The sequence below is a fragment of the Pseudoalteromonas sp. J010 genome, from assembly GCF_003934235.1.
GTDB lineage: Bacteria > Pseudomonadota > Gammaproteobacteria > Enterobacterales > Alteromonadaceae > Pseudoalteromonas > Pseudoalteromonas peptidolytica.
Map to the genome: position 1 here is coordinate 62,824 of NZ_RDBW01000015.1, position 20,130 is coordinate 82,953.

General features: G+C 42.0%; 18 protein-coding genes. 8 read left to right on the forward strand and 10 right to left on the reverse strand.

Going from position 1 to position 20,130, the window contains the following annotated elements:
- Window positions 1–302 precede the first annotated feature (302 nt).
- From EAG18_RS09845 to EAG18_RS09855, 3 genes are all read left to right on the forward strand, one after another.
- Complete coding sequence (locus tag EAG18_RS09845; RefSeq protein WP_125252213.1) at window positions 303–2,852, forward strand: Ig-like domain-containing protein; 2,550 nt, start codon at window positions 303–305, stop codon at window positions 2,850–2,852.
- Window positions 2,853–3,129: 277 nt separating this feature from the next.
- The gene (locus EAG18_RS09850) at window positions 3,130–4,470 is read left to right on the forward strand and encodes an MFS transporter (RefSeq protein ID WP_125252238.1); all 1,341 of its coding nucleotides are present in this window, start codon (window positions 3,130–3,132) and stop codon (window positions 4,468–4,470) included.
- A 191-nt stretch (window positions 4,471–4,661) separates the two neighbouring features.
- Window positions 4,662–5,504 carry a hypothetical protein gene (locus EAG18_RS09855; RefSeq protein ID WP_275557257.1) on the forward strand — a complete coding sequence of 281 codons (843 nt, stop codon included), beginning with the start codon at window positions 4,662–4,664 and terminating at the stop codon, window positions 5,502–5,504.
- Between the two features lie 7 nt (window positions 5,505–5,511).
- On the opposite strand, the gene EAG18_RS09860 is transcribed toward EAG18_RS09855, so the two are convergent.
- A complete protein-coding gene (locus EAG18_RS09860; RefSeq protein ID WP_275557258.1) occupies window positions 5,512–6,618 on the reverse strand; it encodes an AraC family transcriptional regulator in 1,107 nt (368 codons plus the stop codon).
- Window positions 6,619–6,794: 176 nt separating this feature from the next.
- Between EAG18_RS09860 and EAG18_RS09865 the strand changes: the two genes are divergently transcribed.
- From EAG18_RS09865 to EAG18_RS09875, 3 genes are all read left to right on the forward strand, one after another.
- The gene (locus EAG18_RS09865; RefSeq protein WP_125252216.1) at window positions 6,795–7,628 is read left to right on the forward strand and encodes a DUF2306 domain-containing protein; all 834 of its coding nucleotides are present in this window, start codon (window positions 6,795–6,797) and stop codon (window positions 7,626–7,628) included.
- A gap of 30 nt (window positions 7,629–7,658) precedes the next feature.
- Window positions 7,659–8,228 carry a hypothetical protein gene (locus EAG18_RS09870; RefSeq protein WP_125252217.1) on the forward strand — a complete coding sequence of 190 codons (570 nt, stop codon included), beginning with the start codon at window positions 7,659–7,661 and terminating at the stop codon, window positions 8,226–8,228.
- A gap of 121 nt (window positions 8,229–8,349) precedes the next feature.
- The gene (locus EAG18_RS09875) at window positions 8,350–9,525 is read left to right on the forward strand and encodes an alpha/beta hydrolase-fold protein (RefSeq protein WP_125252218.1); all 1,176 of its coding nucleotides are present in this window, start codon (window positions 8,350–8,352) and stop codon (window positions 9,523–9,525) included.
- Here EAG18_RS09875 and EAG18_RS09880 read toward each other — a convergent pair.
- Window positions 9,517–10,383 (reverse strand): alpha/beta hydrolase-fold protein, encoded by an 867-nt coding sequence (locus EAG18_RS09880; protein WP_125252219.1) that lies wholly within the window; start codon window positions 10,381–10,383, stop codon window positions 9,517–9,519. The two genes, EAG18_RS09875 and EAG18_RS09880, sit on opposite strands and share 9 nt — an antisense overlap.
- 284 nt (window positions 10,384–10,667) lie before the next feature.
- Here EAG18_RS09880 and EAG18_RS09885 point away from each other — a divergent pair, with 284 nt between their 5' ends.
- On the forward strand, window positions 10,668–13,601 hold the full coding sequence (locus tag EAG18_RS09885; RefSeq protein WP_125252220.1) for a TonB-dependent receptor: 2,934 nt from the start codon (window positions 10,668–10,670) through the stop codon (window positions 13,599–13,601).
- Between the two features lie 293 nt (window positions 13,602–13,894).
- On the opposite strand, the gene EAG18_RS09890 is transcribed toward EAG18_RS09885, so the two are convergent.
- From EAG18_RS09890 to EAG18_RS09910, 6 genes are all read right to left on the reverse strand, one after another.
- Window positions 13,895–14,806 carry an endonuclease/exonuclease/phosphatase family protein gene (locus EAG18_RS09890; RefSeq protein ID WP_125252221.1) on the reverse strand — a complete coding sequence of 304 codons (912 nt, stop codon included), beginning with the start codon at window positions 14,804–14,806 and terminating at the stop codon, window positions 13,895–13,897.
- Window positions 14,807–14,818: 12 nt separating this feature from the next.
- The gene (locus EAG18_RS09895) at window positions 14,819–15,451 is read right to left on the reverse strand and encodes a DUF1826 domain-containing protein (protein WP_125252222.1); all 633 of its coding nucleotides are present in this window, start codon (window positions 15,449–15,451) and stop codon (window positions 14,819–14,821) included.
- 25 nt (window positions 15,452–15,476) lie between these two features.
- Window positions 15,477–15,860 carry a MerC domain-containing protein gene (locus EAG18_RS09900; protein ID WP_125252223.1) on the reverse strand — a complete coding sequence of 128 codons (384 nt, stop codon included), beginning with the start codon at window positions 15,858–15,860 and terminating at the stop codon, window positions 15,477–15,479.
- A gap of 159 nt (window positions 15,861–16,019) precedes the next feature.
- A complete protein-coding gene (locus tag EAG18_RS22340; RefSeq protein WP_275557259.1) occupies window positions 16,020–16,292 on the reverse strand; it encodes a hypothetical protein in 273 nt (90 codons plus the stop codon).
- Window positions 16,289–16,540, reverse strand: a complete 252-nt coding sequence (locus tag EAG18_RS22345; protein ID WP_275557260.1) for an AAA family ATPase — start codon at window positions 16,538–16,540, stop codon at window positions 16,289–16,291. The genes EAG18_RS22340 and EAG18_RS22345 overlap by 4 nt, the downstream gene beginning before the upstream one ends.
- 436 nt (window positions 16,541–16,976) lie before the next feature.
- Window positions 16,977–17,339 (reverse strand): hypothetical protein, encoded by a 363-nt coding sequence (locus tag EAG18_RS09910; protein ID WP_125252224.1) that lies wholly within the window; start codon window positions 17,337–17,339, stop codon window positions 16,977–16,979.
- Between the two features lie 191 nt (window positions 17,340–17,530).
- Here EAG18_RS09910 and blaDIM point away from each other — a divergent pair, with 191 nt between their 5' ends.
- Window positions 17,531–18,256, forward strand: a complete 726-nt coding sequence (blaDIM, locus tag EAG18_RS09915) for a DIM/SIM/IMP family subclass B1 metallo-beta-lactamase (RefSeq protein WP_125252225.1) — start codon at window positions 17,531–17,533, stop codon at window positions 18,254–18,256.
- Between the two features lie 63 nt (window positions 18,257–18,319).
- Here the strand turns inward: blaDIM and EAG18_RS09920 are convergent, their stop codons facing one another.
- Both EAG18_RS09920 and EAG18_RS09925 read right to left on the reverse strand, forming a co-directional pair.
- Entirely contained in the window at window positions 18,320–19,168 is an 849-nt protein-coding gene (locus tag EAG18_RS09920) for a DUF3859 domain-containing protein (RefSeq protein WP_125252226.1), read from the reverse strand.
- 413 nt (window positions 19,169–19,581) lie between these two features.
- On the reverse strand, window positions 19,582–20,064 hold the full coding sequence (locus EAG18_RS09925) for a YbaK/EbsC family protein (protein WP_125252227.1): 483 nt from the start codon (window positions 20,062–20,064) through the stop codon (window positions 19,582–19,584).
- Window positions 20,065–20,130 lie beyond the last annotated feature (66 nt).

Consider the following 20,130-nt stretch of genomic DNA (forward strand, 5'->3'; position numbering starts at 1 on the left):
TTTTGTCATCAACTCTAATCTGTCATACAAGTGAAAAATATTCAACACAAAATAACAAACCGGAAACAAAAAATCAAAAAACAACAACCTCATCTAGTATATGTTTTAAATATCAATTAATTATCAGTAAAAATGAGTTTTAAAATTAATTAAAGTACTGTTTTAAAAAGATATAAATTTTATTGATGATATTGCTAACATTCACCTCCTCACTTTCCCTGCAACTGTATTGATTAACTATTTTTTTACCTATATGCTGTCATCGTTTTGTTCATAAAACATACAACATGTAAGGATTTAATATGAAACCAACTTCTATTCTTCAATTAGTATGGACGAGTAGCTTGTTGACCATTGCAGGCCAAGCTGCCGCATATGATTGCAGTACGTTAGCTAATTGGTCACAACAGCAGGTCTACAAAAAAGGCGCACTTATTCAAACTCAAAACCAAGCATTTGAGGCCAAGTGGTATAGTCAAAACGAAGACCCGACGACATACTCAGGCCCCTATGATGTTTGGAAAAATCTCGGTATATGTAACTCAGGTCAAGATCATCCACCAAGCATCACACTCACAAGCCCTAATGATGGCGCTGTGCTGGGTGAAAATGACAGCGCTGTTTTATCGGCAGATGCAAGTGATATCGATGGTGATTTATCTTATGTGGAATTTTTGGTCGATGGACAGAGTATTGCAGTTGATAATACCCCGCCTTTTCAAGCAACATGGCGCGCAGCACTGGGTGAACATAGTGTGAGTGCGATTGCGACAGACGCTCAAGGGCACTCCACAGCTTCTCGTTCAGCAACCATTTCTGTCAAGGCCAACGGTACAAACCTGCCTCCGGCGGTATCGGTAAACACCCCAACCAATGGCCAACAATTTTATCAAAACGACATAGTAAATATTGATGTTGCGGCTGAAGACACCGATGGCAGTATTACAGAAGTTATCATCAGTGCGAATAGCCAAACGATTTCAACCTTAACAGCTCCCCCATTCCAAGTTCAGTGGCAAGCGTTGCCGCTTGGTATTACTCAGTTCAATGTTAAAGTTAGAGATAACCAAGGACTTATCAGCGAAGCAAATGTAGCGATTGAAGTGCTAAGCAAAACCGCAGGTGGTTGCCAAGGATTAAGATCCTATCGTGCTGGACAAAGTTATCGTGCTGGTGAGCTTGTCGCACACAATAATCACAAATACCGCTGTGATGTTTCAGGCTGGTGTAGTTCTAATGCGCAGTGGGCTTATGAACCAGGCACAGGTCAACATTGGCGTGATGCTTGGAGTGATTTAGGACTCTGCGCTATCGCACCGAACGTCACATTTACGACTCCCGACAATAACAGCACGGTGCTAATTAACACTCCGACAACTATATCCATCAATGCACAAGACCCCGATGGCAGCATCACTAACTTATCACTTTATGCTGACAACAGTCTGCTTTCGAGTGTGAGCCAACCCAGCTTAAACTATGAGTTTACACCTATAGCGGCCACGCCTGTGCTCCTAACAGCAAAAGCGATGGACAATGAAAACAACCAAAGTGAAAAAACCATTACTATTAATGTCACTGATCAGCCTATTGCAGTTGATCTATTGGCCCCCACTAGCGGTAGCCAGCTTACGCTTGGTAACTCAACCCAGTTAATTGCTCAAGCTACTGCTTTTGTAGGACAAGTAACACAAGTTCAATTTTATGCTGATGGTGTATTGCTCAATACTGACACCTCTGCGCCTTTTGAATATACTTATTCCCCCACGTCCATAGGCGTAAAAACCCTTCATGTAACAGCCACTAATGACAGCAACGAGCAAGTATCAAGCAGCGGTGTTACCCTTAAGGTTATTGATAAACCGATTGGGAAAAAACACAAGCTCATTGGGTACTGGCACAACTTTGTCAATCCAGCAGGCTGCCCCATTCCCCTTGATCAGATGTCACAGGCTTGGGATGTCATTGATATCGCTTTTGCAGAAAATGACAGAAGCTCAAATGGTACGGTACATTTTAAACCATTTGAAAAGGATATTCGCTCTAACTGCCCTCCTATCGATCCGGCTAAATTTAAGACAGATATGCAAGCACTACAGGCCCAAGGCAAAATTTTTGTATTGAGCCTAGGTGGAGCTGAAGGAACGATTACACTAAACACCGACGCGGATGAGGCGGCATTTGTGCGTAGCTTGACCGACATCATTCAAGAGTGGGGATTTGATGGTTTGGATATTGATTTAGAAAGTGGCTCTAACCTCGTGCATGGGTCTCAGATCCAAGCAAGGCTACCACGCGCTATCAAACAAATTGAGCAAAATATTGGTGGCAACATGGTGCTAACCATGGCTCCAGAGCACCCTTATGTTCATGGCGGGATGATTGCCTACTCAGGTATTTGGGGAGCGTATATTCCTCTTATCAATGAGTTACGAGATACCTTAGATTTACTTCATGTCCAGCTTTACAATAATGGTGGATTACCTAACCCCTACGAGCCTGGCAGTGCGCCTGAAGGCTCGGTCAATATGATGGTGGCACATGCAAAAATGTTAATCGAGGGCTTTGACCTTGCTGATGGTAGCCGCTTTGCACCGTTACGGGACGACCAAGTTGCAATAGGACTGCCTTCAGGACCACAATCCGCCAATTCAGGACAAGCACCTATCGGGAACATAATCAATGCCCTAGATTGCTTAACCAAAGGAGTAGACTGCGGAACGATTCAACCGAGCAGAGCGTATCCAAACTTCGGTGGTGTCATGACGTGGTCAATCAACTGGGATAAATATGATGGCTACAACTTTTCTCGCCCGATTGGCGATAAATTAACGCAGATGGAGCAGCAATAACCGACATCAAAGCGATATAACATCTACTATGAGAGCCTAAACAATAAGCTTGGCTTTTTTGTTTGGGCTTTTTCAACCCTTTCCTAATTCAACTAAACTTTAGATGTTTAGCCTACGCCGTAATTTGACACTATTAGTAGACAGAATAAACGAATAAAGTCGAACGCACTTTTTAATACTGGGTGGCACGTAAGCTTCAGCTTTTGCTTGGAAATAAACGATTTGTCCCCTACTATTATGACGTTACAAGTAACTTATCATGAGACCCAATGTCGATATGAAATCTTTTCCGTCGCTTTATTTTACAAATTTGTTTTTGGTCGGAGGTACGGGCTTACTTACTACCTATTTAGCGTTGTACTTAGGTCAGCATGGTGTTAGCACCTTTTGGATTGGTTTACTGACGTCTTTTTATTATTTGGGTCTTTTACTCGGTGCCAAACTCGGCTACCACTTGATTAAATCTGTAGGCCATATTCGTGCCTTTGCGGCAAGTACGGCTGCCGTAACCGCATGTGTAGCTTTACATGGCGTAAGCGACAACGTCTACCTTTGGCTTGCACTACGACTTGTTGTCGGTCTCGGTATGATGTGCAATTTTATGGTGCTAGAAAGTTGGCTAAATGAGCAAGCAGCGCCGGAGCAACGTGGCCGCGTATTCTCCTTTTATATGCTCACTTCATATCTAGGCATGGTGACAGGACAATTTGCGCTATCAAACTTTCCTGAGCTCGGCTATGCACCATTATTTTTGGTCGTTGTTGCACTTTCATTCGGAATTATCCCAATCTCAACCACAAGGCGGATCCACCCAAAACCACTTAAGCCGATTCAAGTAAGTCTGTTTACTTACTTCAAAAAAGTGCCGCAATCTCTCACTGCGGTGTGTTTTGCTGGTGTTATTAATGGTAGCTTTTATGGTCTTGCACCTACTTTTGCCAGCCTATCAGGTTTTGATGCCGAAGAAATCGCCTTGTATATGTCAGTGACGATTTTTGCAGGTCTTCTGGCACAGTGGCCAATGGGCGTCATTTCAGACAGAGTGCGCCGCAGCATTTTATTACGTAGCAATGCCGTCATGATTGGCCTTATCTCCTTAGCTATATTTTTATTGCCACTGAGTCCAAGTTACAGCCTCTGGCTTACTTTTGGTTTTGGCTTATTCGCGTTTACCATGTACCCACTTTCTTCAGCTCTGGCAAACTCACGCGTTGATGATGAAGACCGTGTTGGTGTTTCTTCTGCACTGCTGGTGGCATTTGGGGGAGGTGCCTGTGTTGGCTCAGCCTCTATTGCACAGATCATGTCTCATTTTGGCCATCAAGCATTATATGCTTCGTTAAGCGTGCTAACTGTTGTCATGTTCTTACTCCTACACTTTATCAACGCCAGGCAAAAGGCTGAACAGCCAGAGCCTAGCGATTATGTTGCTGCGACTTCTGACATTACCAACTCACCGCTTGCCGCTACAATGGATCCAAGAATTGAAGAAAAAACGGCTCATGAGCAGCTTCTTGTCGTTGATGAAGACACGCCTCGCGATAACGACGATGAACTCGATGACAATAAGCAAGATAGCGAGGAACTGGATGAAACGACTAACAAGACTCAACCATAGTCTGGCAGTTCAGCATCCATCACCAAAGATTGCTTAATCAAGGTGTTATCAGCTATGTTTATAGGATGTAGCTGATAATCAATGAGTATTGTAATYTGCAAAACATCTGGATTGCCTTTTTTGGCGTTGTGCTGCTCACAGCTTGTACCCGAGTCAATAGCTGCGAGCTTGCAGTACTTGATGGTAATGTCGTGCTCAATTCCTCAAAGGTGCAGCCTAAATGTCGTTTTAAACAAGATCAAACCGGCCAGTTGTCTGCTGCGGCTAAATTCACCTCCGCGCTAACTCATCAAACGCCAAACGTTAAAATAAAGCGGCTATCACAGAATCAAGCTCTGCAATCATGCAACATCGACACTACACAAGATAGTTTGACGTGTACATTTAATGGCAAAAGCGACCACTTCATACTAACTAACACCGTTAAACAGGGGAAAATCGCATCAACAAACTGGCAGGATGATGACTATTTTTATCTTGGCTGGGTGACTAAGGCTGACGTTTTAATTGGCTATATTGCGTTTGGCGCGTACAACAAACACAGCGCGCCCTTTTTCATTCCCGCCTCCCAGTTTTGCCAGTATGGTCTAAGCTCGCATATTATTGACCTTGGTAAAAGCGACTCACTATGCCAAAACCACGAAGGGCTTTGGTCTCACAGCCGTTTGCTCCCCCTACCCCAGCCCTGCAAACAACCACAGCAAATGATCCAAGATAAAGGTGGAATTTGGGCACTGGAGTTTATCGAAAGTAGCTATCAATGGCGGATCTGTAGATACAACGATAACGCAGGTAGCCTGTTAGCCGCATACGAGTACAGTATAGATTTAAAGGCAACACTGGCTCGGTATGGCTTACAGCCCAGTGATTACACCCAACTTACTTTTTTAACCAGTGGCGATACTAACGCCATTGCGAATGCGGTAGAAATAGATAACGTTTTTCCGGTCAGTGATATTACACCAAATCTTGACCCACAGACGATAGAATTGCCTATTCAGCAACTACAATACAAACTGACCAAGCTAGATTAATTGCCACTTACTCTTGTGCTTCACTTAACACTTGCATGTGGTTAGTTTGTTTTCTAAATTGATTTGGCGTGGTTCCTGTAGCGATTTTAAATGCTCTAGTAAATGGTCCAACCGACGCAAAACCACTTTCCAGTCCAACGACAAGTACCGGCCAATGCTGTTTAGTGGGGTCTTGTAACAACACCTTGGCATGCGCAACTCTTAACTCATTGACCAATTGGCTAAAATTTCGCGCTTTCAGGTTTTGCCGTATCACTCGGCTTATCTTGTATTCCGGTTGATTAAATTGCTGAGCTAAATCAGCAACCTTTAACCCTTCTTTGAGGTATCCTTTTTGCGTAATAAGAAAGTGTTCGACCTGCTGCTGAAGTTCATTATCACCCTCGGCTTGCGTTGACTCACTTGATCTAGCGTACCTTACGGACGTTATTGTACGTTGAGTTGAAAATCGCCAATACAGTAACACTTGCGCTGTCAATATGATGAGGATAGCTGCGCTTGTCACTGCCCATTCTTGAACCTCACGATTATCGGCAAAGCGATTTTCGGCCAATTTGGTGCCTGCGACACAAATAAAATAAGCGCATAAAAACAGCACCCTTTGTGCTTTTTCTGGCCCTTGAGACTGGGAGAATCCTCGACATCCTTCCCAAAATGCCAACATGAGCACACTAGATGACAACAATAGGGTAAGCTCATACGCCGCACTGTTAAGCCACTCCACGAATCCGTTAGCATTCATGTGTAACTGGCTGTCGATAAACAAATAGCCTTGTCGCCACACAACCAAGGCAGCAATGGCAGCTGCAAACACAATATGTCTCTTTAAAATGGCATTTTTTTCTCTAAATAATGCCCGAGCAAGCAGCCAGAACCCATTACAGGTCACACAAGCACCAATGCCAATTAAATACTGATAACCATTTAAGGAATCTTGAGTTAGTTTTTTGGTCGTAGCCAGTGCTATTGAACCGCACACTAAAGCAAAGAGTAAGTGTGCTGCTTTTTTTTCTTTTACAAAGAGCTGAGCAACAACCAAAGTACAACATAGGCTAAGCAGAAGTAGATAATAATTTTCAATAGTCATGGTGATTGAAAGAATATTGATAGACACAGAAACTCTAACAGTCACACCAAAAGCATTCAAATTAACTTTGTAAGTAAACTTAACACCACCATTTTCAAAGTTTGGCCAACTTTCTTTGCTTTGATTTTCAAAATCAAAGCGACGAGATCGAAAAACCTTGTCATTTTATATATCAAATTTATTGATTTATAAGGATAAGTATTTTGTCTTCCCTCAATTTGACCAATTCAACAGGGGTTTCCTTAAATCCCTTTAGCGTATTGAATGGTGCTACAAAGAGCTGGGTATGTGTTGCATTACTCGGGCAATGGATGTTTGCTGTTTACATCTTAAGCCTATATGCCATCCCGCTCTTCACAGGGCTCACAGAGCAAAGTGCAGCCGCTTCACCTGCGAGTGGACACACAAAAGATGCCAAGGTATTTTTTAGCCATGTTTTACCCGCTGTGATTTTGGCCACCAGCGGCTTATTACAGCTTATTCCTAAGGTACGAAAACACTTTCCACGCTTTCACCGCTACAACGGAAGAGTATTTTTTATTCTCGGTATTTCGGGCGCACTCACCGGGTTATACCTCACTTGGGTAACCGGCCTTAGGCTAAGCGATGTTGGTGCCATTGGTATCACACTCAACGGTATATTAATTCCCATTGCGATATTTTTTGCTTGGCGTACAGCCATACAAAAAAATATCGCTACACATCAACGCTATGCCGTACATAGTTTTTTCTTGGTTAATGGGGTGTGGACGTTTCGCCTTTATTTGTTTGGTTGGTACATGGTCAACCAAGGCTTCAATGGCAATACCGCAACCTTAGATGGCCCCGTCGATATATTTATTTCGTTTGCCTGCTATCTGCTACCAATGACACTCGCAGAACTCTACTTTTGGGCAAAACGCCAAACCAAAGCTAGCGCACCAGTGTGGATAATCGCGGTGATGATGAGCTTAGGTTTTGTGATCACCGCGATAGGCGTTTGCGCGGCCGCTGTCATGATGTGGTGGCCACGCATTTCAGCGGTCTTTTTTAGTTAAATTACAGTTTAATTAGTTAGGAGTAGAAACATGCTTTTAGTCAAAGCGAACAAAATCAACAAAGGCCTAATTACATCGGCAATCTTACTCGTGATATCAACGCTGATGTGGCAACATTTAAATGGCGGAATAGTGAGTCACTACTTACTTCACAGAGCAGATCTTCCAGCAGTATCTAACGCATGGGGAATTATCATAATTCCCGTATTAGCTTGGCTTACTGCACTGCGGCTTCATAAAGCAAGTGGCACAGAGAGCATTAAAAAAACAGCCCCCGTAGTTATTCCTACTGAGTTTTTGGTCGCATTCTTTGTGATGTTAATCTTTAGCTTGTTGCAATCAGCCCTTTGGGAGTTCGGTTATCAAAGCCTCACCATGTATACAGCCTTAGGACTATTAATAGCTGGGTTATTTTATCCAATCTACCGCGCAGAATGCATATTGGGACACGTAATCGGTGCTAGTTTTACCTTTGGTTATGTTATTCCACTAATTGGCATTTTAGTGATGGCAATCGTTTCAGTGTTTTCTCTTTTTTGCTTAAAACCTATCTTTTCTAAACTACTAAAGAAGACGCAAGCACCAATAAGAATGGAGTAATAGTGACCTTGGAGAGCTCAAGACAAAACAAATAACCCCTAAGCGCTGCTATATAACTCGTTCCTTGTCGTTTTGACTCGTGTTAAATTAGCGATGATTGTTAAGCAAGGAACGAGCGGTTATGCAAACTAAGTTAGTTACTCACATTGTTATCGTGGCTATTTTTACATTGCTGTCAATTGGTAGCGCTGTTGCTAATAACTCAGCAGATCCGAACTCGACACTGCAGCTTTCATCCGCTTATTTTTCGCAAAAAAGAACGGTTCATATCGTCCTGCCACCAAGCTATGAGCAAGGCAATACAAGCTATCCAGTGTTATATCTAACTGATGGTCAGAGCAATCTTGAACATACCGCTTCAGCGGCTCGCTTCTTGGCACAACAACATAAAATACCGGAACTTATCATTGTTGCCATCGAAACCAACGAACACCGCACTCGAGATCTGACCCCATCTTATCGCAAAGGCAGCCTTGCGGTACTGGGACATTTTGCAGGTTCAACACGGCAGCAAAATCCGGGCGGTGCAGAAATGCTACTGCAATTTATCGACAAAGAACTCATCCCTTATGTAGACAAGCATTATCGAACATCAGGCTATCGCGCGTTAGCAGGACACTCATTTGGCGGGCTGTTTGCAACCTATGCGCTACTTGAGAAACCCGATTTATTTAATGGTGTGATGTTGGCAAGTCCAAGCCTCTGGTGGGATAAAGAGCGATTATTAAATGACTTACTGGCAAAAGCGTTAATCAACAAGTGTATCTACATCAGCATGGCAGACGAAAGTGCAATCATAACGCAGCCTTTTCAACGTCTTAATGATGCTTGGCGAAAGCCAAATGGAATTGACTTCAAAGCGCAGMACTTTAGCGGCGAAACCCATATGAGCGTCGTCTACCCGAGCTACTATCATGGTTTGCAGCATCTCTTTAACCATTATCAGCCATCCTTGAAAGTAGCGGCTGCCAGTGTCACTCAGCTAGAAAAGCATATCGCCATCGCTAAGTCACTATATGGACTCAAGGCTTACCCCTACGACGCACTGACTTCGCTAGGGTATACCGCCCTATTCGAACGTAACTTCACTGCGGCCATCAACCTATTTAGCTTTGTGAGCCAGCACAACTCAGAATCCCTCAATGCACTGCAGCAATTGGCAATGGCTTATCAGCAAAAAGGAGATAAGCCATCGCTACTACAGACCTATCAAGCCATGCTTAAGCTTGAAGGACTAAGTGAAAGCGAACAAAAGCATTTGCTCTCTGAAATCAAAGCATTGCAACACTTACATTAACTGATTTTTTCTAAAGTGATGATATTCACTTAACGCAAGTGGCACGGAAACCACTGGGTTTTGTGAGTGCCCTGCGCCCTCGCTAATGCTGTGCCCCCATCGCACATTAGCGGGCGCATGCTGTTCGAGTGCATCTAATAAGCCGTGAAATGACCCCGTAATGATGTCATTCTCAGCACCGCCAATGGAGAGGTAAATATACTTAGGTTTGCTTTGAATATTGGCTAGGCCTTTTGCAAATTCTCTTACGACAACGGAGTCGTCGTACCACGCCGCAGGACTAAAAGCAAAGTAGCCATCAAAAAGCGCAGGTTTAGTCACCATGGTATAAAGTACAAAACTTCCACCAGCAGAGAATCCGCTTAAGATACGATTGTCATTAATTGAGTAGTTCTTTTCCAGATAAGGTAAAAGTTCGGTTTCAATGAACCGCAAAAACCTATCTGCACGACCAAAAATGGCAGGATCATTGTCACTCTCTGGACGGGCCTCAATCGCAACATCTTGTCGAGCATAAGGCGGCACTAAGTCGCGGTTGCGGGTCTGCGTCCAAAATTGATTGGGAATAGACACTAAAATGGCATCTTCTACCTTACCTTGTTCGGCAAGGCTGCTTAATACCTCATCCCAACGGGCGAGATTAAAGTTGCCGTCGGTGCGAATAATGAGTGGATAACTATGTGCCTTGTCATATCCTTTTGGGAGGCGAATAAAGACCTTGCGATCTTCATTAAGCACTTGTGAAGACAATACTACATCAACATAATCTGAAGTGTAATAAGACTGATACTGGGTAAGCTTCCAACCAGCGGCGGCGATGACAATTAAACCTAAGAGAGAAAATAGATATCGCTTCATAAAACTTCCTGTCATTCTTTTTATTATTATGGGTAATGTTACTCAAAGCCTGACTTATCCAACTTTATATTGTCAAGAAACAACATAGACTATGGTTTTGATAATGAGCATACTCACTTACTACTGTTGAGATCCGTTATTTACCAATGAGTAACACGCTTTTCTTCTATATCAGGTAAAAGTTACCTCAATTTCCTGTTAATGAGTACATAATTCTATCTCATCGGATTTGTACCCTTTATAAAAACAAACTAAAGTAAGCCTTTCGTTAACAGGGAAAATCTATGAATAATATAAATATAATAACTAAAACATTACTGACGAGCTTGGCAATCTCATCGGTTCACGTCGCACATGCCAACACGAGTTCAGACATTGAACGTATAGCAGTGACGGGAAGTCGGATTTTGAGTATCGAGGCTGAATCTGCGTCACCAGTTACCGTTTTAGATCAAGAGTTTATCCTAGCAAGTGGTGCTACCGATATATCTGAGCTACTCAACAAACTCCCCTCCATGGCACCCGGGCTAAGTTCGGGTACAAGTAATTATAATGGGAATGCGGGGATGAGTACTCAAGATTTACGAGGTCAAGGCACGAAACGTACGCTAACCCTTGTGAATGGCCGTCGTCATGTGGGCTCAATCCCTGGTGAAAGTACCGTGGATATGAGTTCAATCCCAACGGGGCTCATTGAACGAATTGAAATTTTGACAGGTGGTGCATCCTCTATTTATGGTGCAGACGCCGTTGCAGGTGTAGTAAACATCATTACAAAAAAAGACTTTGTTGGCTCTAAGCTAAACGTCTCAGCGGGGATCACCTCTCGTTCTGATGGCCAAAAACAAGGTTTTAACTTCCTTCACGGCTTAAACTTTGATGATAATAAAGGCAATGCCACTTTCTATGTTTCATACAATGAAGAAGACGAAGTTAACGCAAAAGATAGGCCATATGCTAATTCAAACTGGGCGTACTACCCAAATCCAGCTCACGTGGAGAAGCGCAAAAAGCTACTTGCTGAGGGAATGACAACAGAAGAAGTCACTAAACTAACCGACACAGATGATATTCCAAACAACTTAACCGCTAGGCGATACTCTATCACCGCAAGCCCTACTACCGTTGTATTTATTGGTGGTGTAGCCTACACCTTTAATCCCGATGGCTCAATGCGCCCGGTAAAACTAGGTAAAAGTGGCCAACTTTTCCGACCTGAAAACGGTTTAACCGGGGCACAAACCGACGAGGGAGGTGAGCAACTTGGCGCTTATGAGTTCCAGCGCTTACAAGTTCCTGTAGAAAAGCTGATGTTTAACAATACGATTAACTACGAATTTGACTCGGGGCTTTTCTTCTCAATGGACTCAAAGTACGTAAAAACTGAGTCTGAATCCCGTTTATTTCCGGCCTCGCTTTATGGCAGCGTACCGCTTGCCAGAGATAACGCATTCATTCGCCCGGATCTAGGTGCAAAAATGGATGAATTTGCAATGACCTCACTTCCCATCGCTCGACACTTCACAGAGATGGGCGCACAAGGTAGTGACTTTAGCCGTGACGTATATCAGATTGTTGCATCGCTACAAGGTGACTTTGGTGGCGATTGGCGATGGGAGCTTTACGCCCAATATGGTAAAGCGACAGCAGATTCAACCACCATTAACAGTTATTATGAAGATCGCTGGTTAGCTAGCTTCGATGCTGTATTAGACGCAAATGGGGATCCCGTATGCAGAGCAACCATAGACAGCACCGCCGCGCCCAGAGCGGGCAATGATTACAGCAACTGCGTTCCTCATGACGTCTTCAAACCCATGACACAAGAAGTGCTGGATTATATCGGGCTTGAGCACACGTCATCTCAGTCTCAGTCGCAACAAGTTATTCATTTTAACACCAGCGGGGAACTCCTTGAGACTTGGGCTGGGCCTATCACGATGTCTATAGGCGCTGAGTATCGTAAAGAAAAAAGTGAGACTTCGCCTTCTGATGTACTAAGACAAGGTGTTGGACAAAGTTATGCCGTCGCTCGCCCAGTCGTCGGCAGTTATGATGTTAAAGACGTATTTGCAGAATTTAACATCCCTATACTTCGTGACCAAGTATTTGCAAAAAGCCTAGATATTAACTTATCGGCACGTTCAGCTCACTACAGTGAGGCAGGTCAAAATACAAGTTGGAATGTAGGCGCAGTATGGAAGCCTATCGAAGATATTACTTTACGTGTTTCACGTTCGCGCTCTGCTCGAGCGCCAAATATCAACGAGCAGTTTACGACGGTTGGAGAAGGCTTTGAGTGGCTATATCAACCTTGTAGCCAAAACCGTATCAAAACAGCAAAGGCAAATGTGGTTGAAAACTGTAAAAAGCTCGGCGTCAATGTATTTACCAATGAAGATGGAGAAACCACAAGTGACATCCGGTGGTACCAACCAGGTAACATCGTGAGCTCTGGTAACACTGAACTTGAGGTTGAGACAGCCAACACTCTCACCGCAGGTGTCGTCATTACCCCAACTGCCGTCGAAAACTTTGAAGTCACATTTGACTACTGGGACATTAAGCTTGACGGCTTGATTGACCAGTTTAATGTAGCAACGGTTGTTGATGCCTGTGTTGAGCAAGACTCCCTTGATAATCAGTTTTGTAAGCTACTTACCCGCCAGCCTAACGGTATTATTACCGATGTTGAATTAAAAACACTCAACTTAAACCAGCGACGCACCAGTGGCTTAGATATTATTACCAACTACAAGTTTGATGCGCTGGCCGGTGAAATAGGCATTAACACCATTGTTCAGAAGTTGATCCGTCGTGATATACAAACAGACCCAACACTAGACTTGGAGCCAACAAAAGGCTTATTTGCTTTCCCTGAGTGGAAAGCGACGCTAAGTCTTAGCTATGAGAATGATATGTTTAGATTTGGCGCTTCTACCCGCTATGTTGGCAAGCAAAAACGTAGAGAAAATTATGACGCATCTTTCGCTATGCCATTTGAGACGCCGACTATGATTTATACCGACTTAACGGCGTCTTATTTCTACAGTGACACTCTTCGTTTTAATGTTGGTGCGAATAACGTGTTTGATAAGAAAACACCGCAAATGCCAGATGCCTACAGTGGCGGTGGCAACTACTATTTGGGAACCGACGGTGGCTTGTTCGATACGATAGGTCGAACCTATTTTGCTAACCTAAACTGGACGTTCTAATGCAATAGCATAGCTTGTGCAAAGTACACCACCTAAAGTAAATTGGCGCGCACAGATAATACTGTGCTCGCCTTTTTATACCAATTTGCTTAATTAAGAGGTCTATTTTGAGGCGAGAAAATCTTGTCGATAACTCCGCTACCGCGTCCTGCTATCGCCAAGGTACCTACATCCGTGTAGGCAAGGCAAAAATTTTGCTATTTAGTTGTTCTAAATGAGAAATTTTTAACGCTGTTAGCGTCAGGTTTACTCCTTCAAATTGAGCAAGTATTAAGTCAAATTGGTATTATGTTTTATTGCACACGCATCGACACTGAAATAGCACAGTGATCACTTAGCATTTTGTCCTCTTGCATATCAGCAAAAAAATGCACGTTCGGTTCAATAGCAACTGAGCTTGCCAGTGCCTTGCTCACTAGAATATGGTCGATAGGCACAGGGTAACGCGGATGACAGCCCTGTAGAGGTTTTGTCACATTGACCAGCGGAGCTTGTTCTAGAGTTTGGTTATCAATCAGTTTTCGCCAAAAGACGTTATCGTCCTGACTCAAGCGGTGGTTAAAATCCCCCAGCACTACATACTGCTCGTCAGCATGCGCTTGGATCCATGATTTCAGCACTGGTAGTTGCCGAGCCAATAACTGACACGCTGGCCTATCAGAGTCTTGATAATCGGAGACAAAACAGCCGCTTTTGAGATGGACATTGAGTACTGATACTTCACCAGTTTGAGTCTGTAAGGTGACTTCTAGTCCATGCCTTAAACCTTCAACTCCCATCGCTAACGGCTCAAAGCTCTCTACATTGCTAAGTGCTATTTCTTTTTTTATTGCAAAAGCGGTTTTTTGTTGCGTCGATGTGTAACTACTTCCTCTACAGTCATACGTACGGCTATTTTCTCTCGCCGATAATACCAGCTGCCACTTTTGTGCAGGAAAAATTTGCTCCAAAGCAGCTACCGAGTCTACTTCTTGGAGCGCAATAACGTCAGCATCTAAACCATCAGCATATTGGCGTAGCGCCAATATTTCGTCCTGACTTCTTGGTCTACACCCTGAACTTGCAGGGTAAGCTAAATGTTCAATATTCCACGACGCTATTTTGAGCGGTGCAACTGAAGTCGACCCCTCTTCTGTTGAGCTGCACCCAGCAACCGTTATCGAAGCGCTAAACGCGAGCAGTAATGCTTTTAGTGTTGTTGTCATAATTAACCTAGTTTATGCAATAAAATCTAACGTTAGCAGCAGTCTTTTCTGATGATTTGCCGTTTTAGGAGAGCGGTGTACTAGACCCTTGCCTTCATTTCCAGCCCACCGTTCCCCCTTTAAAAGCGCCACATCACCACATTCTAAAGACCTGACTGTTACATTAGAGTCAATGATCAGCCTGTTATTTTCTCTTTTAACTAGGTTATTATCAAGCCATTCGCTGCCAAGTCCAGCCAAAGTCGTGACCAATCTTACTGGTACTTTATCGACATGGAATTTAGGACACATCGCAGAATGTAAAGTTTTAAGTCGTAACCCCACTACAGTTAAGTCAAATAGACAACTAAACATGTCAACTATGCCGGTAATATAAACTAGAATCTCATCATCTATATGTAATCGACTGAGCGCATCTTTCATCTCAACAGCAATATTGTTAGCGGCAATTTGCGCTACTATATCTATGTCAGGCGCCGTTTCTAAAAAGCCATTTATCTGTTTTTGTAATTGGCTTGATAGCGACTGCTGCCATACCGCAAGATTGCACTCTGGCTGATAAATTTTGGTTAGCACGTTGGCTTGATCAGCACTTTGGTAATGGCTTAGTTGGGTAGATCTATCTTGTGCTACACAATTGCTCATATTTGTTTCCCAATATAATGTATTTTTACTCAATAAACTGGCGCAGCGAATAATTTTTGAAATGGCTATAGACTAAGGCTAAGGAGCCTATTACGGTCAAAAACACTTCAAGTGCTTCATTGACTCTGTCCTCTCCAATTAACCAAGGTGTGAGCAGCAAAGCTATACCCACGACCCCTACCATGAATACTTTTGTAGATTTATGCCGCATGCAGCCAAGTGTAAGAATGGATAGACTGATAGGTACAATCGCCAGTAATAACCATTGATGAAACGACTCATCAAAAAGTACCGCGACACTTGCCATAACAGGTAGGGCGATGAGTAATAGAGGAAAAATCAAGCAATGAAAAATACACAGTATTGATAACCCAATTGCAATTTTATCTCCCAGAATTTGTCGTTTCATTCGCTTACTCCCACTTCAGTTTGATACAATATAACATACCAAAACAAAAATGGGAGTAGTACCACTTTATTCAGCTATTGGTTTATCTTGAGCTACCGGGATCTTGTTGATAGTACGAGCGAAAGTAATTTGGGAATACACAGCTATTCGCTTTTGAGTCTATAAAGAGCTATCCTTTGTTTCATTGTGAGCCATAATTAATCGATTCAGTTCTTGCTTACTTTGCTCTGGTGTTTTACCTGAAGTATCTAGCACGATACAAGCTGATTGCCATTGCTGGTATTTTCTTGACGTTACGCTTTCCCATGACAGCAATATAAGATTAGGAATATCTGACAGCCTTTTCTCTACACGCTCACGATGTATTTTTTGGTCAGAGCAAATCACTTCGATTTCGATATACGATGACTCTGCTGTGCGCGCAACATTCAACCATGCTTCCCGAGATGCGCTACCGGATTGGTTGAATCAGCAATTACTGGAATACCATTTTTCAGATTTTCAAGTGCAAGGGCATAAGCAACTTTATAACCTTCATCGTAAAGATCACTAACACCACTATTTTTTAATGTTTGCTCTATTGCATCAACTCGTATGTGGACTGCACCGAACATTGATGAAAGAAATCTAGCAAGTTCAGTTTTACCAGTCGCAGGGAGACCTCCAAAAATATACAACATAATATTTTATTTAACCTAAATTAAAAAATAAAAGAGAAACCTTAATTAAGATTATACAGGCATTATTTCTTGCCCTAAATCAATTAATAATCAGCATATCAAATACTCAACACTTAAGCCTTTAGATCTCGGTTATATTGAAGCATTTAATGCTTGGTGGTGCAAAAAGAAATGCACTTAGCTTGTCTAATACTCCGTTATTTTCAATGAAACTAAGATATGCTTGATGGGACTCCTTGGATAGCCATATTTCATAGCAAAAAGCGCTTAGGGAGCACCAAAATACTGGACTGAGCGTGCTTGAAGATCGTTTTCGTTTTTATCATGGGGTTTGGTTTTTCGGTTACATGACAAGCATAAATTAAACATTACTTAACACTGCCAATGAGCTAAGCACAACAACTAAATCGCGGGTTTATTAAATTGTTTGCTGTGCTTACTCAGTATTATCGACTACTTCAACTGTTTGTGACTCTCGTATCACCCTCTTAATTAACGACTCTACTTCACTTCTAAAGTCAAATATATCACTCGAAGCCAATATATCGCCTCGGTAAAGTTTGTCACTCTTACTTAATTTAAAAAAGAAGCCTTCCTCCTCGTCCATTTTAATCACATGAAAGTTTATTTCATCACCAGCAAACTCTCTAATATTATCAACTCTTGCTGCCAAATCTTCTTTTTTAGAAACAAAGCTAGTCAGCAATTCATCATGGCCCAATTTCAACGATATATTATATCCATCACCGTATACTGGCTTTGATATTTCATAACGTGACTTAACCTCTTTTTTATTCACCACCATTCTTTTACAGCTCCTATTTTTTAAAATAAACTTTAAAGCGATTTTTTAACGGCATATCTTTGCAACACATCTACATCACATTGGCTTGTAATACCTGGTTGTATTAAGTTTAATACCACTCAGGTTAAGCTTTGGTTCAATTTGTAATGAGGATAATGTTTTTCACATAAAAATAGGTCATGACTATGTATTACTTAATAATTATAACAATTTTATATAGCAGTTACACTGCTGCCAACGAAATAATACCTGAGCTAGAAATTGAGCCGGTGACTCCGGGAGTATTTATTCATAAATCATATAGTCAGATTGCCGGCTGGGGTTTGGTAAGCGCAAACGGCTTAATTGTTGTTGAAGATAAGAAGGCATTTATTATCGATACTCCATGGTCTTCTCGAGATACGGAAAAATTAGTTGCTTGGATACACTCGCGGGGGTTTACTTTATTAGGGAGTATATCGACCCATTCTCATGATGACAGAGCCGCTGGTATTAAATGGCTTAATGAACATGGAGTCTCAACCTATGCAACAGACCTTACCAATAACTTGCTAGAAAAAGCAGGCAAGGCCCAAGCTACGCACTCTATCAAGAAGAATAAATTTGTGTTGGCTGACGGCTTATTAGAAGTTTTTTACCCTGGTGGCGGGCATACAATTGATAACATCGTGGTTTGGCTACCAAAATCAAAATTGCTATTTGGAGGATGTTTTGTGCGTAGCCTTCAATCGCTGAGCTTAGGCTATACTGGAGAAGCTCAAATTGAGCGGTGGCCGCATTCTGTTGCTGCTGTACTATCAAAATACCCTAATGTAGAAATCGTCGTTCCTGGTCATGGTGCGATTGGTAGTATCGAATTGCTCAAGCACACAAAAAGATTGGCAAATAAAGCCATAAAAAGTGGGGGTTAGCTTGCATGACGAGGCAGGTGATCCCGCCTCATACAAACTGCTAACGTGTGAACTAAGTCGTGGTTAATTTAATCGATTTACTTCAATACAGCTATCCATATCTTTTAAATCACAACCTTTATGATAAAACGCATCGCGCTTTTCAGGAGTCGTTGCCATTTTCGCTGCTTGGCGGCAGCCCGAAATATCACCAAGTTCACAGCTTTTTGCATAGTATAATGCCGCGCCTTCTTTATCTCGTATACGCTCTAGACCACGCCATGCAAAGTTATAACATGCTTGCGCATCATTGTTGGTACAACATGCGGTATTTGCTTGCTGCAAAGCACGTGGAAACTTATCAATTTCAACTTGGCAAACTTGAGTCACTTTTTTCGGCATCTTTGGTGGCACACTTACAAAAAAGTTTTTGGTCGCGATTTCTTTGTGTTGGTAAGTAACAGATATAGTCCATTTGCCGTTAACAAGCTCATTCGGACTTTCAAACTTCCACATCGCAAAATTATCACGGCCAAAATATAATGTATCTTCCCAAGAAGAGGTTGTTTCTGGTTTTCCATTGATCATGATCTCTGGATGCACAACCGTTACAGTAACTGGTACTTTAGTCGCAACATAGCCCGTACTGTTTGGATTTTCAGTCGTGCTATTGATTAATTGATTCACTTGATAACTAAAGCCAAAAAAGTTTCCTAGCTCAGCAGGTACGGCAAAGCCTTTTTTGAACTCATACCCCACAAGTTGGTTGTTTTGAAAAAGAGGCTGTGCATGACCTGATTTTTTAATCTCAGCACTGCCAAGCTCTATCGTATTTTTAACTACTTCTGTACTTTCAGTGTTAGAAGCAGTTTTACAACCAGAAATAAAAATCGATAATGTCGCTAAAAGGAGGGAAATGATGGTCTTTTTCATAATTTAATCCTTAAAAAAAGTGGCGCATTTTAAAAGAATTAAAAAGATATTGTCAAGTTGTTATTATATATACAGTCCATTTTAAATTAATACCACTTGTTAATCCAACTATCTTCCATTGATATTATCTTTTAACAATCATAACTCTTAATCTTCGAATTTTTTAATTACTTCAAGTGACAAGTGATACTTCATCATTTTAAAAGTGCTTAGCAGCTATAGTTTTAAATATTTTCGACTAACCATAGAAAGCAGATTTCCCAACGTTTTGTCACTGTAATAGACCGAATGCAAGCAATTGAAAGCAAACGGTCATCAACAAGCCATACCATTATTGGGTCAGCACACATAAATACCTATAAAAGGTAATTGCATTAATGAACAACATATAATCTTTTAGCTACTTGTAATATTTATTTTGCTAAATCTATCCATTGACCCTGAGTAAGCTCACTTAACTTCTGTGGATTTAGTTTAAACACTGAGTTAGGAGTGCCCGCCGCAGCCCAAATCTCAGAGTACTGATTCAAGTCTTCGTCTAATATTGTATGAACTGATGAATGATGAGCGACTGGTGGCACGCCACCTATTGCATAACCAACTTTTTCACGTACAAAATTAGCATCAGCTTTGGTAAGCGTAATACCTGTTGCTTTTCTAACTTTGTCAGCGCATACCATGTTAGAACCAGAAGCAACAACGAGTACCGCTTCACCGGTTTCTCCATGTTTGAATATTAGTGACTTTGCGATTTGAGCAACTGTACACCCGATAGATGCTGCGGCATCTGAAGCTGTACGAGTTGAGCTAGGCATTTCCTGAACTACAAAGTCTTGACCATTTTTGGATAAAAACTCTTGCACTTTCATTGATGAAGGTTTCAATTCCTTTGACATATATTCTGTAACCTCATTAATTAAACTATAAATATAACGCCTTATTCACTATCAAAATACCTAAAT